This window comes from Streptomyces sp. NBC_00310 (assembly GCF_036208085.1).
Classification (GTDB): domain Bacteria; phylum Actinomycetota; class Actinomycetes; order Streptomycetales; family Streptomycetaceae; genus Streptomyces.
This window is the reverse complement of record NZ_CP130714.1, coordinates 164,105-179,137: the sequence shown is the minus strand read 5'-3', so window position 1 is coordinate 179,137 and position 15,033 is coordinate 164,105. Positions and strand designations below refer to the sequence as shown.

Sequence of the window (15,033 nt, the reverse complement as noted above, 5' to 3'; positions counted from 1 at the left end):
AGTGCGCAGTTGCAGTTCGCAGGGCGGTGCGGTGGTGGACTTCCGAAGCCAGCGTTGATGCAGGACGGCGACGGGAGTGACGACCGCACCGGGTGGCCCGCAGTGATCAGGGGCCGCCACGAGCAGTACCGCAGTTCACGCAGTGGCAGTACCTGTAGGTGCAGTTCGCAGTACCCAGCAGTACGCAGTACCCCGCTTGTCAGCAGTTGATCACCGAGGGAAGAACGGAGGAGCCGAGCGCCATCAGGATCGCCCGGACGGAAGTCTTGAGCCCGGGTACCGCAGGACATCGATAGTGAGGTGGTCTCCGGTCGAGCAACCGCGATCCCAGCACCCCCGACAGCGACTTCGTCGGGGCTGCGGAAACAGTAGGCCGGCGCAGTATCAGGGCCGGCCGATGGTGTAGCCAGTTCCTTCGGGGCTCTGGTGCCGTACGGCACCAGAGCCCCTCCACGCGTTCCACAGAGAGGTGCAATGACAGCAGATGACTCGTACGGCCGGCTCGACGATGACGACTATCCCGCCTACACCATGGGCCGGGCCGCGGACATACTCGGCACCACCCCCGCCTTCCTCCGCGCCATCGGCGAAGCGCGCCTCATCACCCCGCTGCGCTCCGAGGGCGGCCACCGCCGCTACTCCCGATACCAGCTGCGCATCGCCGCCCGCGCCCGTGAACTCGTCGACGCCGGCACCCCCATCGAGGCCGCCTGCCGCATCGTCGTCCTCGAAGACCAACTCGAGGAAGCGCAGCGCATCAACGCCGAACACCGGCGCACCGCATCCCCGCACACGGCGGGCATCTGACCCGCGGTCCGCGGCAAGGATCCGATGCCGCACCCTTCCGCCGATTTCTGATGTGAGCGCATGACCGCCGAAGACGCCCAGCCGTCGGCACGCGGACGGAAGTCCACGCCCCGCCCCGGCACCACGCCCGACTCCCTCCGCACCCCGGCGGCTGATTCGCCTGCGGGCACAACCGGCCGGCTGGCTGCCGCGCGGACAGCCGCCGACCTCGAAGACGGGGTGGAGCGCGCGGCCGCCGCTCTGAAGCCGAGGATGCGGGGCTGGCTGCACGCCGGGATGTTCCCCCTGTCTCTGGTCGGCGGCATCGTCCTGATCGCCCTTTCGCGTTCGGCGGCGGCAGTGGCGGCCTGCACGGTGTACGCGCTGTCGACCTGCCTGCTGTTCGGTACCAGCGGGGTCTACCACCGCGGGACGTGGGGGCCGCGCGGGGAGGCGGTCCTGCGGCGGCTGGACCACGCGAACATCTTCCTGATCATCGCCGGCACCTACACCCCGCTGGCGGTGTTGCTGCTGCCCGCGGGCCGGCAGCTGGTGCTGCTGGCCCTGGTGTGGGCGGGCGCCCTGGCCGGCATCGCCTTCCGCATCCTGTGGATCGGGGCTCCCCGGTGGCTGTACACCCCGTGCTACATCGCGCTGGGCTGGGTCGCCGTCTTCTACCTGCCCGACTTCGCACGCACCGGCGGCACCGCGGTCGTCGTACTCGTCATCGCCGGCGGTCTGCTCTACACCGCGGGCGCCGTCGTCTACGGACTCAAGCGCCCCGACCCGTCACCGGCCTGGTTCGGCTTCCACGAGGTCTTCCACGCCCTGACCATCGCCGCCTTCACCGCGCACTACACGGCCATCCTCCTGGCAGCCACATGACCGCGTTCGGGGCATGCCGAAGCGCGGGACCCGGGCGCGTGCCCCAGGGGAGCTGTGGGGTTCTGGCCACCGCTCCGCCGGTCTGCCCGGCCGTCACATCCACAGCACGCCGTCGTCCTGGTGTTCGCGCACACGGAACGCGATCATCCGGCGCAGCAGGTCGTGTGGCACGGGCCGGCCGTACGGGAGCTTGACCGAGCCCTTGCCGGTGGTGAAGTCGGCCAGATCGGCGTCGAACGCCTCGCGGGTGCTGGGGGTGAACACGACGTTCGCGTGCTTCGCGTGGCCGCTGACCATGAACAGGATCGTCCCGGACGGGTGAACCCACGCGGGATGGCCCCACTTGACCGCCTCACTCGCCGCGGGCACCGCCTCGCCGGCCAGCGCCCGTAGCTGCTCAAGGATCTCGCGGCCGGGCCCCGCGAACCCCTCGATGTACGCGTCGATCGTCTGCGGCTTTCCCATGGCGCCAGTGTGGCACCGCCCGCCCTGGGGGGGCGGCACTCGAAAGGTGCCTGTGTTCTGTGCGGCCCCGGGCCGCGCTCGTGGTTGCGGGAGTCCTACGGCACGGTGGGCCTCCGGAGGGGGCCGTGTTCGGCCGAATGCCGTCTGTTCACGGGTGGGTGAACGCCCATAGCCTGTGCGACCTTCGCGTACTGGGGGGTCCCATGAACGGTCTCCGTACAGTCCTTGTGTGCCTTGTGATCGCTTGTATCGCGGTGGTGTCGCCGGCCGCGGCCGTGACGCCGAGCTGGTCCGCGCTGCCGGTACCGGCAGCGGCCCCGCCGGTGACCGTGTCCGACCTCGCCGCCCGCGGGCCGGGCGAGGCATGGGCGACCGGGTACGAGCAAGCCGCCGATGGACCGCGGCCGATGTTGTACCGGTGGGACGGAACGGCGTGGAGCCGGGACACCACCTTCCCCGGCGCCGACGAACTGGGCCGGCTCGGCAAGGTGCAGTTCGTCGGCAAAGAGGTGTGGATCTTCCACGAACGGGTCGGGGCGGGGGAGATCCTGCGCCGGTCGGCGGGCGGCTGGAGTGCCGTCCCGCTGCCGCGGACCCTGTGGACCTACCAGGACTTCACCGCGGTACCGGGTGCCGCGTGGGTGGTCGGCGAGGACGACACCGGGCTGAAGGTGTTGCACTACGACGGCTCCGGCTGGACCACACAGTCCGCCCCGGACGGCGTGCTGTATCTGATGGGGATCACCGCGCGTACGGCCACCGACGCCTGGGCCTGGGCGGACACCAGCACCGGGACCACCGTCCTGCGCTGGGACGGCACGGCGTGGCGGGACGCGCGGGTGCCGCTGCCGCCGAACAGCAACGTCCACACGATCCTGCCCGAACCGTCCGGCCGGGTGACGATCGGCGGCAGCCAGTACACCGACGGCGCGGCCCGCACCTACCTGATGACCTGGAACGGGCACGCCTGGCGCACCACCTACCCGCCGCTGGGCGACACCTACACCGAGGACATGGTGCGCGGCCCGGACGGTGCGCTGTGGCTGCCGGTGCGCAGCGACCGCGCGTTCCAGTCGAAGTACGCACGCGTGGACGGCCCCCGCACCACCTTCTCCTACGGCCCGGAGCGCACGAACGCGATCGACGTCAAACCGCGTGCACTGTCGAAGGCCGGATTCTCACTGCTGTCCTTCGGGACCGTCGAGATCTACGGCTCGAAACCGAATCTGATGAGCGAGCGGCTGGGAGGCTGACCATGGCACGCAGACTTGTCGTCGCGGCCCTCGCTGCCGCCATGGCCTTCATGACCCTGATGGCCTCGGCGGCGGCGGAAACCCTGTCCTGGCAACACGTTCCGGTCCCGGCGCAGGTACGCCCGCAGGCCGGGCTGAACGAGGCCGTGGCGTTCGGGCCGGACCGGGCGTGGGCGGTGGGTGCCGACGCCGTCGGTCGCGAGGCACCGGGCTTCCCGCTGGTGCTGCGCTGGGACGGGACCGCGTGGCAGCGCCAGCCTCTGCCCGGTATCGGCTGGCAGGGAGAGCTGGTGTCCGTCGCCGCGACCTCACCGACCGCGGTCTGGGCGGTCGGCCGTGACTCGGCGGGCGGCGCCCACCTGCTCCGCTTCGACGGCAGATCCTGGTCCGAGAGCCGGCCGCCGGGCGGTGTCGTACTGACGAAGGTCGTCGCCGGCGGCGGTGAGACCTGGCTGATCGGTTCGCGGGACGGCGCGCAGGCACTGCTGCGCTGGGACGGGCGCGGCTGGCGGGACGTGCCGGTGCCGCCGGGAGCCGTGTACGGCCTGCACAGCCTGGCGGCCGACGACGTCTGGGCCGCGGGCGCCACCGGCTCGGGTGCGGCCGTGTCGCACTGGGACGGCCAGGCGTGGCAGCAGACGATCGTGGACGGGTTCCCGCGGTCGGCCGTGGGCAGTGTGCTGGCCGTCTCGGCGACGGAGGTGTGGGCGGGTGGCACCGCCGGGTTCGTGGGCGGCCCCGTGGGCCGGCCGATTCCGCCCCTGCTGGTGCGCTGGGACGGGCAGGCGTGGAGCCGGGTGACCATGCCCACCGACTTCGGCTCGGTCACCTCACTGGCGCCCGACACCTCCGGCGCGCTGGCCTGGGTCTCGGTGGCCCGCTCGCAGAAGTGGGGCCCGCCGGGCAGCTATCCGCCGTTCGTGCCCGGCCCGGATTTCCTCGCCTGGAACGGGGAGTCGTTCACCGGGTACGGCGAACCGGCGGTGGCCGGGGAGGGTGACTCCTCTCGGCTGCAGCTGGCACCGGTACCCGGCACGGCGACGGTGTGGTCGGTCGGCCGCGCCGACGGCCCCGAGGGAACCTTCGCCCCACGCATCCTGCGCTGGGGCTGAGAAGACGCACGGGGCTCCGCCGGAGGGACAGGCCCCCGGAAGGTTGCGCCGGGGGCCTGTGTCGGTCAGCAGGCCGAGTTGGTCTGGGTGAGGAGGCCGAGCCGCCACGGGAGGGTGTTGTAGTCGCCGCTCGCGTTGGGGTTCATGCCCTGGTAGAGGTACTGGAGCCGGCAGGCGGGGATGGTCAGTGTCTGGTCGTAACCGGCACGGATCATCTCACCGTGGCTGACGTCCCTGGTCCAGGCGCCCGACGGGAAGGTGACGTTGTTCGACTTGGCGAAGGGGTTGCTCTCGGACGCGGCCAGGGGCGTCCACGAGCCGGCGAGGCTGCTCGTCGTCCAGGAGCGGAAGTAGCGTCGGCCGTCCGATCCGATGGCCTCGACCAGCAGCACATACTGGTTGGATCCCTGCACCTTGTACACGTTGCTCGCCTCGAACAGGGCGTATTTGGAGTCCTGGGCCGCGATGACGGTGTTGGTGAAGCCGTTCGGGAACTGCCCGACGGTCGTCTGGGAGCGGTACAGATGCCCGTTGTCGTCGGAGGAGAACAGATAGCAGTTGGCGCTGTCGCAGATCACCCACATGTCGACCCAGTAGCCGTTGCCGATGTTCTGCCTGATGATGTCGGGCATCGACGAGTAGAAGTTGCGCGGTGCGCTCCACCCGTTCGGATTGCTGATGTCGGGGTTGGTGGAATAGGACGCGTTGCCCGTCTGGTACACGAGGTACCACAGGCGTTGCGGCGCGTAGTAGAAGACCTCCGGCGCGGCCCGGTACCCGGCTCCGATGGCGCCGCGGTCCAGGTAGTGGTGCGTGGCCGAGCCGGCCTGTGACCAGTCGCTGAAGTTCAGATACACCAGGTTGTATCCGGAGGAGCTCGCCGTACTGGCGAACACGTGGTACTTGCCGTTGTACTGGACGACCGTCGGATCCTTGATTCCGGCGATGTTGTGGGTGGCGTCCGACTTCGGTGAGATCAGCGCTCCGCTGGAGCTCCAGGAGAAGCGGGAGGGCAGCGCGGCGGCGGACCCGGGCGAACGGGAGTCGGCCGGCCGGGCGTCGCTCGTTGCGCCCGTCGCCGACGCGGATGCCCGTTGTGTCGTCGGCGTTCCGCCCATGGTGGTGAGGGTCGACTGGTAGGCCGCCTTCTTGTTCCCGTTGCGGTCGAACAGCAGGGGGTTCTCCCCGCTGCGCCAGGAGTCGCTGTCGCGGATGCCCCAGACGGTGATGCCGGTGCAGCGCGCCACGTTCATACAGGCCCTGACCGTGTTCGCGTACGCCGTCGTCGGTGCCTGCGCGATGTCCAGCTCGGTGATCTGTACGTCCACGCCGAGGGCGGCGAAGCTCGACAGCGTCGTCTGGAAACTGGCGGGCGGACCGCCGGCGCCGAAGTGGGCCTGGAGGCCGACGCAGTCGATGGGCACGCCGCGCGCCTTGAAGTCGCGCACCATGCGGTACACGCCCTGGGTCTTGGCGGCGTTCCAGTCCTCGATGTTGTAGTCGTTGTAGCAGAGCTTGGCCGCCGGGTCCGCCGACCGCGCGGTGCGGAAGGCCTGCTCGATGAACCCGTTGCCCAGCAGGTTCTGGAACACCGAGGGGCGGTGCTGGCCGCTGCCGCCGTCGGCGAAGGCCTCGTTGACCACGTCCCAGGAGTGGATCCGGCCCTTGTAGCGGTTCGCCACCGTGGTGATGTGGTTGTTCATCACGCTGCGCAGCGTGTTCGCGTCCGTGATCGAGCTGACCCAGCCGGGCAGTTGGGAGTGCCACACCAGCGTGTGGCCGCGCACGCGCTGACCGCGGGCCGTCGCGCGGTTCACGATCTGGTCGGCGGGGCCGAAGGTGAACGAGCCGCGGGATCGCTCGGTGGCGTCCCACTTCATCTCGTTCTCGGCTGTCACCGAGTTGAACTCGCGGTCCAGGATGCCGGTGTACACGCCGTCACCGAGCTTTCCGGCGGCCACCGCCGTCCCGAAGTACCGTCCGGACTGGGCGGCTTGCGCGCCGAGTGCGGAGGCCCGGACGGCGTCGGGCGAGTCGGGCGCGGCGGTCGCGGCCTCCGGCGATACCAGGGTGGCCACGGCCAGCAGGGATAACACCGAGGCTCGGCGACGGCCGAGCCGTTTCAGCGGGTTCATGGTTCTCCTCGTACGGTTGGCGGGGGGTTGGGTGGTGCGATCGGTGGGGTCGGGTCAGGGCGTGGACAGCTCGAACCGCGGGAAGCGGACCGCGCCGCCGAGTGCCTGGGTTGCGTGGTTGAAGAGGGCGAATCGGTAGCCCATGAAGAACCGCCAGTCGTTGCCCATGGAGAAGGAGGGGCCGAGGCGGGTGAAGTTGATGCCGTCGACGCTGTAGGAGAAGGTTCCGGGGCGGGCCGCGCCGGGGCGGATGTCCGCGGTCGCGCGCAGCCGCACACGACTGCCGGACACGGTCGCGCTCGCGACCTCGGTGCCGGTGCCGGTGGTGTTCCAGTTGCCGTCCATGGTCAGCCCGTTGACCATCACCACCCGCGTCACGCCACCGTCGCGTTTGACACCGATCCAGGCGGAGGAGTCACGCAACAGCGCGAGTCCGGCCCGGTCGCCGTCCCGCATCGCCGAGAAGTCGAGCTCGACCGTGGCGGTGGAGGTGGGCCCCTGGATGCGGTGGGTGAGCGTGTTGCGGGCCCAGTACAGGTCGTTGGTGACGGTCGCGGTCCGCAGGGTCAGCCCGTTGCCGACCGACCACTTGGTGTTGTCCGGGTTGTGGTTCCACTCCCACTTCGGCTTGAGGGTCGTACCGTCGAAGGTGTCGACACCCACCATGGGGGTGACCTGGCGGGGTGGGGTGGGCACGGTCGGGTGGGGATACGAGGTGCCCCACGCGCCGTTCACGAGTTGCACGACGGGCCAGCCGTCCGGGGTCCAGCTGACCGGCGCCAGCGCGGGCACCCGGCCGCCGGGGTACGCGTCCACGAAGGCCAGGTAGTACCAGGCGCCGCTCTGCGTCTGCACCAGCCCGCCCTGGTGCGGAACGCCACCGCCGGGGATCGGCCCGCGCAGGTCGAGCAGGACCTGCCGGAGCGTGTACGGACCGAAGGGGCCGCTCGACGACTTGAGGATGTACTGGCCGTTGGCCGGCCGGGTCAGGAAGATGTAGTACTGCCCGTTGATCTTGTAGAAGCGGGAGCCCTCCAGGGTGCCGACACTCGACGGGGTGGTGAACACCTGCTGCGTGCGGACCTGGGTGCGGCCGTCGCGCGAGAGCTGGGCCACGCTGATGGTGGTGTTTCCGTACGCCACGTACAGGGTGTCGTCACTGTCGACGAGCAGGCCGGCGTCGTAGTACGGCGTGCTGATCGTGGTGAGTCTGTTCCACGGCCCCTCGACCGCGGTGGCGGTGTAGAGGTACGTCCTGGCGAAGTCGATCTGGCCGAGCCAGTAGAAGGTGCCGTTGCTCGGGCGGTGGGCCAGCGACGACGCCCAGATGCCCCGGACGTAGCCACGGCCGCCGCTGAGGTCGTACTTGGCGCCGAAGTCGAGGGTCGGCACCGAATGCCCGGCGATCTCCCAGTTCACCAGGTCGTACGAGCGCAGTACGGGGGCGCCCGGTGAGTAGTGCATCGTCGAGGCCGAGGCGTAGTAGGTGCCGCCGACGCGGATCACGTCGATGTCCGCGAAGTCCTGCCAGATGACCGGGTTGGTGTACTCCGCAGCGGCCGCGAGGGCCTGCCCTCGGGCGACGCCGGAGGCCGCGGTGCTCCGGGACGCTCCCACCAGGGGAAGGGAGGCGCTCGTCAGCAGACCGGTGGCCGCGGCCAGCGCTCGACGGCGACCCATCGGCTGATGAGGGCATGACATATCCATGTCGTTCTCCTTGTACGGCCGAGCCGTTGTGGGTGGCACGTGCAACCGCCGTGAGTCTCACGGCTGAGGAGTGGACGCTGTGCCGACGTGCGTGGGGCGGGGGGTCTGCTTCTTCTCGCGGCGCGCGGCGGCCGGGTCGGTCGACCCCGGTTCGCCATCTCGGACACCCATCGGCACATCGAGCATTCTGGATGATAGGAGGCTGACGAACCCCGTCAATACCTCTCGCATGATTCGCTCCCGACATCGAAACATTTCGCTCTGCCGGTGCGCTCCGAGCGGTCGGGCGCCGATCGCTTCTCGGGGGTTCGCGCGCCTGGTCCAGACCCTTCCCGGTGACGGACCGCCGCGGTCCCGTTCTTCTGCCGCTCTTCAGCTGAGCGGGTTGCTGCAGGTCGTGGCGCGGTTGCTGGTGGGGGCATCTCTTCGTCCCTCGAACCGTGACCGGCGTACGCGGGGCCGGTCGGCAGGCCGTGGCGCCTTCTCGGGGTGTCCTGATCCCGCGGCCGATGAGTCGAAAGCTGTTGACAGGGTGGGCTGCATCTCTATGATCCGGAACTGCCTGGCGATCCGAATGACGTTCGATACTACGAACGAGCCCTGACGGGAAACCCGCGCCTCTTCCGCGACCGCACCCCGATGGCCCGGCCCCGAAGCACGTCCTCATGAGCTTGCTCAGCGCGCAGTCGGACCTCTGTCCGCACACGGCGATGCTCCGAAAGGGAGTTGCATGATGACCAGCACAAGACCTCTCTATCGAAGCGGACCTGTGTGTGGACACGACCCAGCGCTTCGCTCTCAGATTCAGCTACAGCGCCGCCATGTCGTACGCGCTCGCGTGTTTCCGGGCGACGGTCTTCCGTGCGGTCGCGGTCCAGAGCGGCGGGCAGCTCAGCGGAGCGGTGGCACCCGGCCCATCGCCTACCTCGGGGTGCACGGCCTCCGCGACAGTGTCCTCGGCATCTCCGGCGGACGGACGATGCGGGACGGGTTCGTCAGGAACAGCGGCTGCACCGTCCAGAACTTCGGGCTTCCAGGCCACCCACACCGGCGATACCGCCCCGCCGAGTTCCTGCACCCTCAACGGCACGGCCTGCGCCGTCATGGGGAGTTCGCCGAAGTGACCCGGTGATGGCGGCAGGTATCCGCCCGGTGGAACGGTGCGGCAGCCACCTGCGGCGGCCGCACCGCACGGGTGCGGTCGCGGCAGGTGTGGTCGACTCCGGTGACGACGTCCTTCGCGTCCGACAGGAGCGTGTAGCGCGCCGTCGCCGAGCCGCCCATCTATCACACGGCGATGATCTGCCACTGCTGCTGGGGTGCCCGGTCGTACGTCTCCTGCTCGAGGCCGGCGCCGTTGGCGGTGGAGGCGCGGTCGACGTCGAGTGACAGTGCGCTGAGCCGGTTGGTGAGGTAGGAGTAGCCGTCGCCGGTGGGTGTCACGGCCCAGTGCTGTTGGAAGACGCTGTCGTCCGACCAGATGCCCACCTTGCCGCCGCTGGCACGCGAGAGGCCGGCCACTTCCATGAGTTTGCCGCTGCTGACGCTCTTGATCTTGTAGTAGCCGTCGCCGGTGGAGGTGAACGTCCACTTCTGGTTGGCCTGGTTCAGCCAGGGCCACTGGAGGATGCTCGTGCCGTTGGCGGTTCGGTTCCGGTACACGTCGGCGACCAGGCCGCTGTCGCGGTTGACCAGGCGATAGACGGTTCCGTCGCCCGGCAGGACACGCGACACGAGGGCCGGCTTGGCGGTCCTGCCGCCGATCCGGAGGCCGCCCACGTTGACGTATCCGCCGGTGCCGGCGGTGGCCTGGATCCGTATGAAACCGGCATTCCTGGCGCTCCACTCGGCCACCTTGGTGACGCGGTCGCCGGCCCAGGAACCGGTGGCGACCTGGGTGAAGGTCGTGCCGTCGGTGCTGGTGGAGACGGTGTACGAAGTGATGTCGCCGTCGGTGGAGTTGCTGCGGTTCCACTGCTTGGGCAGATACTCCAAGGTGGAGACCCCGCTCCACACCCCGCCCAGGTCGATCGTGATCGAGTGGGGGAGGGACGGGGAAAGTCCCCAAGTCGACCAGCAGGTCTCGAAGCCCTTGTCGCTCAGCCCGTCGATCGCGTGCATCGGGCCCTCGCCGGTGTGGAATCCGCTCGCGTAGGCGCTGACGGGTGTCACCGGGTGCTCGGCGCGTGGCATCTGTGTCGGCAACGGCGCCCTGGAGGTGTCGGGGCTCCATGCCGCCCCGACTTCGGCGAGCCGGTTGACGACATTGGTGTCCAGCTTGCCGTTGCGGTTGGGCGGGCAGTTGAGGATGAACGAGGTGTACTTCGGTTCCAGGTCAGCGAGGTGCGACAGGATCGACGCCTTGCTCATCAGGCCTTCGGTCGGCGTGGACGGATGCCAGAACCATCCGTTGCTGATCGTCTGTCCCTGCATGGAGGCGTAGGTGTTTCCGGCCGGCGAGGTGATGCCCAGCGGCTCCTCGAAATAGATCGCGTCGCCGAGGAACGGTACCGACAGCCCACCGTGGTCGATCACGACGATGTCCGGCTGGAGCGCTTTCACATGCTCGCGGATCCGCTGGTAGGAGACGGCCTGCTGGCCCATCTGCCACGCGTAGCCATCGGTGATGAACATGTCGATGGTGCCGTAGTCGGTCAGCAGTTCGGTGATCTGGTTCAGCATGTAGGTGAGGTCGCCGGGCTGGATCGTCTGGTCGGCGGCGACGCCGTGCCGGGTGTCGTACGCCTGGACGCTGTAGGTGCGGTCCCAGATCGAGAAGTACAGGCCCACCTTCAGACCCTTGGCCCGGAACGCGTCGACGTACTGGGCGACGATGTCCTGCTGGTAGGAGCTGTTGGCGACGTTGTAGTCGGTGTACGCCGTCGGCCAGAGACAGAAGCCGTCGTGGTGCTTGGTCGTCAGCACGCCGTAGCTCATCTTCGCCGCCGCGGCGGCGGCCGCCCACTGGGCACAGTCCACGGCAGTGGGGGCGAACAGGGCGGGGTCGTGGTTCGGGGCGGCCCACTCCTCGTTGGTGAACGTGCCCATGTTGAAGTGGTTGAACATGCCGAACCGCATGTTCACCATGTCGTTCAGGTTGGTCTGGGGATCGGCGGCCACCGCCTCGGACACCAGGCCCGAGAAGCCGGGGACCACGGGCAGCACCGTCGCGGCGGCAGCGGCGCCGGCCCCGAGCAGCGTACGGCGGGACAGGTTTCCTGACGGCATGCTCTCACTCCCATTTCGGTGGCTTCAGCGCCACAGGACCGTTCCGAAGGAGCCGAATCCTCTCCGGCTGCGGGGAGGGGAACAGCGCAAGCCCGCCGAAGTGCGTGAGGGCATCCTTGGTACGGAGAAGACACACGGGTGCTGCGGCACTCACGAGTCTCGGGCGCCAGACGTTACGCATGAAGTTCAGGCAAGCAACACCGGAATGTCAACGGTGTGGAGGGATGAAAGGCCGCACGCAGAGGGCACTTTGAGGGCTATACAGCCTTTCGAGCCATTCATTCATGGTCAGACATGGCATGTCTTCCTACCCGTCAACGGGCGGTCGTCGAGTTCTCCGAACGGAGCAACCTGTCGAGGTTGGTCATGGAGGTGCGCATCGCGGAGCGCATCCCCGGCTCCTGGACGCGGTTCAGCAAGTCCCCCAGCGGTCCCAGCCCGATGGCGTACTCGACCTGGTAGGTCATCTCTGTCATCTCCCGGCCGTCCCCGCTCCGGATCGGCCGGAACGCGAAGACGTTGGTCACGTCCTGGAGCGGGGCGAATCCGGTGCCGGTGTCGACGCGACGCTCGTACGGCTCGCTCTCTCTGACCGTCCAGACCGAGTCGGTCTTGAGGGGGCCGAGCGTGCGGTTGCGTTCGGCGTAGGTCTTGCCGACGGTGGCGACGCCGTGGTGGTCGGTGACCTCGATCGCCCCGGCGACCCACTCGGCGTACCGGTCGGTGCGGGAGATGACGTCCCAGACGTGTCCCACGGGTGCGTTGATGACGGCCTGCTCGGTGACCACGTACTTGTTCATCACGGTGTTCCTGTCCTGTCGGTGCTCGGTGCTCGGTGCTCGGTGCTCGGTGCCTGGTGCCTGGTGCCTCTGGTCGGTTGGTCGGTGTCTGTTGCGCTCAGTCCCGACCCAGGACTTCGGTGGCGGTGTGCTTGCCGGAGCGGACGGCGCCGTCCATGAAGCCGTTCCAGTACGGGGAGAATTCGGCGCCCGCCCACCGCACACGGCCGAAGGCCCGACCCATCCACTGGCCGAAGTCGCTGAGCACGCCGGGGGCGGCGACGGAGGTGGGGCCGCCCTGGGTCCACTGCTCGGCGGTCCAGTCCTGCTCGACGTAGTCGACGGTGTCGAAGGCCCGGTCCCCGACGACCTGCGCGAAGGAGCGCAGGACCGCTCCTCGGCGCTCGGCGGCCGGGCGATGGGCCCACTTGCGCCATTCCCGGCCGCCGAGGAAGCCCATGAGGACGCCCGGTCCACCGTCGGGCGGGGTGTTGTCGAACATCTCGCGGATGGGGGAGCCGCCACGCAGCAGACCCATGCCGGACAGGCCGTCCTCGCGCCAGAACGGCTTGTCGTAGACGGCGACGCACTTCATGAGGGTGCCGAACGGCAGCCGCTGGAAGAGCTGGTCCTGCTGGGGCGGCAGCAGCGGGTCCCACACGATCCGCGCGGCGAGCAGCGGCGGGATGGCGACGATCACCTGGTCGGCCCGCCAGTCACCGGCGTCCGAGACGACGGTGGCGCCGGAGGAGTCCTGGCTGATGCGCCGTACCGGGGCGGACAGGTGGACGCGGCCGTCGAGTTCCTCGGCCAGCCGCTGGGCGACGAGCTGCGAGCCGCCGACGAACCGGCTGTCCTGGGCGCCGCCGGTGGTGCCGGTGCCGCGTTCCATGGTGCCGGGGTGGGTCTCGTTGCCGAAGGTGGCGACATACCAGAGGCTGAACAGGGCGGACGCGTCGCGTGCCTCGCCGCCGTAGGCGGAGTTGAGGAAGAGGCTGATCATGTCGACGGCGTCGCCGGTGAGTTCGGCCCTGCGCAGCCAGGTCTCGTAGGTCATACCGTCGAGTTCGCGGGCGTGGGGGGCCCGCCACGGGGCGGCCGGGTTCAACTTGGCGGCCTCCTTGGCGATGCGAGCCAGGGCGATGCCCATGTCCGGCAGGGCGAACAGGTCCGGAGGGGTGTGGCCGGAGAAGCGCTTGGCCCTGCCGTCGTGGACGTAGACGGTCTCGCCGGGGACGGCTGCCTGGTAGGTGTCCACACCGACCTCCTTGGCCAGCGCCAGGATGTGGTCCTGGGTGGGACCGACGAACTGCCCGCCGATCTCCGTGACTTGGCCGTCACCGAGGTCGTGGTTGAGCAGTCGGCCACCGACCCGGTCACGGGCCTCCAGGACGGCCACGGACTTGCCCGCCGCGATGAGTTCCCGCGCCGCGGTCAGTCCGGCCAGCCCCGCACCGATCACCACGACGTCCGCCCTGCGGCTCTGACGTGACGTGGTGACGTCCGTGGTCCGCGTGCTGCTCATGGTCACTCCCTGCCGTCAGTGGTACCGGGTGCCCCAAACCATACAGGCGACATTGTCAGCTGACAATGTCGCTCGTTCATGTCACTTGATTGAGGTGCCTGGTCTCAATGCAACGGCACTGAGCCACAGCGCGCTGGACGCACCCGACGTGGACACTGCCCGGCGATCGCCCGCCGCGACGGCCCGCGCGGAAAGCCCGCGGAACGGGTCGGGGGCGGCTCCGGTGCGTTCATGGCGCGGGCCCGAACCGGACCGGGCGCCGCCCCCGAACGGATGCGGGGGGACGCGGCGCCGGTGCGTTCCGGGCATGGCGCCGCCACCCGGTCGGGGCGTGGGAAGGGGAGACCGGATGGCGGCGGGGGTGGGGGGAAGCGCGAGGTCAGTCGTCGATCGCCCGTATCGGGTCATCGGTCAGACTGGTGGCCAGCCACTGCTCCACGGCGGTGATGTGGACGGTCGCCGCGGAGGCGGCGAGCACGGCGTCGCGTGACTGAAGCGCGCTGAGAATCTGCTCGTGGTCGTGGTGGGCGTTGTTGAGGGCGTGACCGGTCTGACTGCCGCGGACGATGCGAACACGCTGGGTGCGGGCGGAGAGCACTTGCAGCAGCATCGACAGCACGGGGTTGCCGACGGCTTCGGGTTGCCGACGGCTTCGACGATCCTGAGGTGGAAGGCGATGTCATGGGCGACGAACTCCTCCACGGTGGTGACGGTCCGGGACCGGTCCAGAATGTTCCGCAGTTCCCGGAGGTCCTTCTGCTTCAGCAGCGCGGCGGCCAGCCCTGTCGCCTGCGGTTCGAGCAGTCGTCGTACCTGGACCAACTGCAGAGCCGTGTGTCCCTGGGAGACGTCGGCGGCGAAGGAGAGGCTTTCCAGCAGGAGATGGGGCTCAAGGCTGGAGACGTACGTGCCGTCGCCCTGGCGGGTGATCAGGATCCGCATGGCGGTCAGTGCCCGGACGGCCTCGCGCAGGGAGTTCCGGGACAGGCCGAGCTGTCCGGCGAGGGTCTCCTCCTTGGGCAGCCGGGAGCCGGGCGCGAGTTCGTCGGCGACGATCATCGCCTTGATCTTGTCGATCGCCTCATCCGTCAGTACGTGTTTCTGAACCTGATCGGCCACCCGAACGGTGCTCATCGTTTTCGGCCTGGACCTGGCTCT

General features: G+C 69.2%; 10 protein-coding genes and 2 pseudogenes. 5 read left to right on the top strand and 7 right to left on the bottom strand.

Annotated elements, in window-relative coordinates; translation table 11 throughout:
- Positions 1-474: 474 nt before the first annotated feature.
- On the top strand, positions 475-807 hold the full coding sequence (locus OG202_RS00635) for a helix-turn-helix domain-containing protein (protein ID WP_326573170.1): 333 nt from the start codon (positions 475-477) through the stop codon (positions 805-807).
- A gap of 60 nt (positions 808-867) precedes the next feature.
- Positions 868-1,671, top strand: a complete 804-nt coding sequence (trhA, locus tag OG202_RS00630; RefSeq protein WP_327732003.1) for a PAQR family membrane homeostasis protein TrhA — start codon at positions 868-870, stop codon at positions 1,669-1,671.
- A 93-nt stretch (positions 1,672-1,764) separates the two neighbouring features.
- Here the strand turns inward: trhA and OG202_RS00625 are convergent, their stop codons facing one another.
- Positions 1,765-2,136, bottom strand: coding sequence for an iron chaperone (locus tag OG202_RS00625; RefSeq protein WP_326573166.1), 372 nt, complete (start codon positions 2,134-2,136; stop codon positions 1,765-1,767).
- A 203-nt stretch (positions 2,137-2,339) separates the two neighbouring features.
- Here OG202_RS00625 and OG202_RS00620 point away from each other — a divergent pair, with 203 nt between their 5' ends.
- Together OG202_RS00620 and OG202_RS00615 are read left to right on the top strand one after the other, a co-directional pair.
- Entirely contained in the window at positions 2,340-3,389 is a 1,050-nt protein-coding gene (locus OG202_RS00620) for a hypothetical protein (protein WP_327732004.1), read from the top strand.
- Positions 3,390-3,391: 2 nt separating this feature from the next.
- Positions 3,392-4,501 (top strand): hypothetical protein, encoded by a 1,110-nt coding sequence (locus OG202_RS00615; protein ID WP_327732005.1) that lies wholly within the window; start codon positions 3,392-3,394, stop codon positions 4,499-4,501.
- 65 nt (positions 4,502-4,566) lie between these two features.
- Here the strand turns inward: OG202_RS00615 and OG202_RS00610 are convergent, their stop codons facing one another.
- Both OG202_RS00610 and OG202_RS00605 read right to left on the bottom strand, forming a co-directional pair.
- Positions 4,567-6,636 (bottom strand): non-reducing end alpha-L-arabinofuranosidase family hydrolase, encoded by a 2,070-nt coding sequence (locus tag OG202_RS00610; protein WP_327732006.1) that lies wholly within the window; start codon positions 6,634-6,636, stop codon positions 4,567-4,569.
- A 54-nt stretch (positions 6,637-6,690) separates the two neighbouring features.
- Entirely contained in the window at positions 6,691-8,316 is a 1,626-nt protein-coding gene (locus OG202_RS00605) for a glycoside hydrolase family 43 protein (RefSeq protein WP_328222134.1), read from the bottom strand.
- A gap of 782 nt (positions 8,317-9,098) precedes the next feature.
- On the opposite strand from OG202_RS00605, the pseudogene OG202_RS00600 reads away from it, so the two are divergent.
- Positions 9,099-9,367: pseudogene (locus OG202_RS00600) on the top strand (cellulose binding domain-containing protein); the annotation flags it as partial.
- 263 nt (positions 9,368-9,630) lie between these two features.
- Here OG202_RS00600 and OG202_RS00595 read toward each other — a convergent pair.
- The 4 genes and pseudogenes from OG202_RS00595 to OG202_RS00580 all read right to left on the bottom strand — a co-directional run bounded on the left by OG202_RS00595 (position 9,631) and on the right by OG202_RS00580 (position 15,009).
- Positions 9,631-11,571, bottom strand: a complete 1,941-nt coding sequence (locus OG202_RS00595; protein ID WP_328222133.1) for an RICIN domain-containing protein — start codon at positions 11,569-11,571, stop codon at positions 9,631-9,633.
- A 314-nt stretch (positions 11,572-11,885) separates the two neighbouring features.
- Positions 11,886-12,371: an SRPBCC family protein gene (locus tag OG202_RS00590; RefSeq protein WP_327732008.1), complete on the bottom strand. Its 486-nt coding sequence runs from the start codon at positions 12,369-12,371 to the stop codon at positions 11,886-11,888.
- 97 nt (positions 12,372-12,468) lie between these two features.
- Complete coding sequence (locus OG202_RS00585; protein WP_327732009.1) at positions 12,469-13,875, bottom strand: flavin monoamine oxidase family protein; 1,407 nt, start codon at positions 13,873-13,875, stop codon at positions 12,469-12,471.
- A gap of 379 nt (positions 13,876-14,254) precedes the next feature.
- Positions 14,255-15,009 (bottom strand): annotated as a pseudogene (locus OG202_RS00580) (FadR/GntR family transcriptional regulator).
- Positions 15,010-15,033: the final 24 nt, after the last annotated feature.

Excerpts from the sequence above, each read along its gene's own strand:
- OG202_RS00595 (WP_328222133.1), bottom strand. The coding sequence starts at position 11,571 with ATGCCGTCAGGAAACCTGTCCCGCCGTACGCTGCTCGGGGCCGGCGCC.
- OG202_RS00615 (WP_327732005.1), top strand. The coding sequence starts at position 3,392 with ATGGCACGCAGACTTGTCGTCGCGGCCCTCGCTGCCGCCATGGCCTTC.
- trhA (WP_327732003.1), top strand. The coding sequence starts at position 868 with ATGACCGCCGAAGACGCCCAGCCGTCGGCACGCGGACGGAAGTCCACG.
- OG202_RS00585 (WP_327732009.1), bottom strand. The coding sequence starts at position 13,875 with ATGAGCAGCACGCGGACCACGGACGTCACCACGTCACGTCAGAGCCGC.
- OG202_RS00635 (WP_326573170.1), top strand. The coding sequence starts at position 475 with ATGACAGCAGATGACTCGTACGGCCGGCTCGACGATGACGACTATCCC.
- OG202_RS00625 (WP_326573166.1), bottom strand. The coding sequence starts at position 2,136 with ATGGGAAAGCCGCAGACGATCGACGCGTACATCGAGGGGTTCGCGGGG.
- OG202_RS00610 (WP_327732006.1), bottom strand. The coding sequence starts at position 6,636 with ATGAACCCGCTGAAACGGCTCGGCCGTCGCCGAGCCTCGGTGTTATCC.
- OG202_RS00620 (WP_327732004.1), top strand. The coding sequence starts at position 2,340 with ATGAACGGTCTCCGTACAGTCCTTGTGTGCCTTGTGATCGCTTGTATC.
- OG202_RS00605 (WP_328222134.1), bottom strand. The coding sequence starts at position 8,316 with ATGGGTCGCCGTCGAGCGCTGGCCGCGGCCACCGGTCTGCTGACGAGC.
- OG202_RS00590 (WP_327732008.1), bottom strand. The coding sequence starts at position 12,371 with ATGAACAAGTACGTGGTCACCGAGCAGGCCGTCATCAACGCACCCGTG.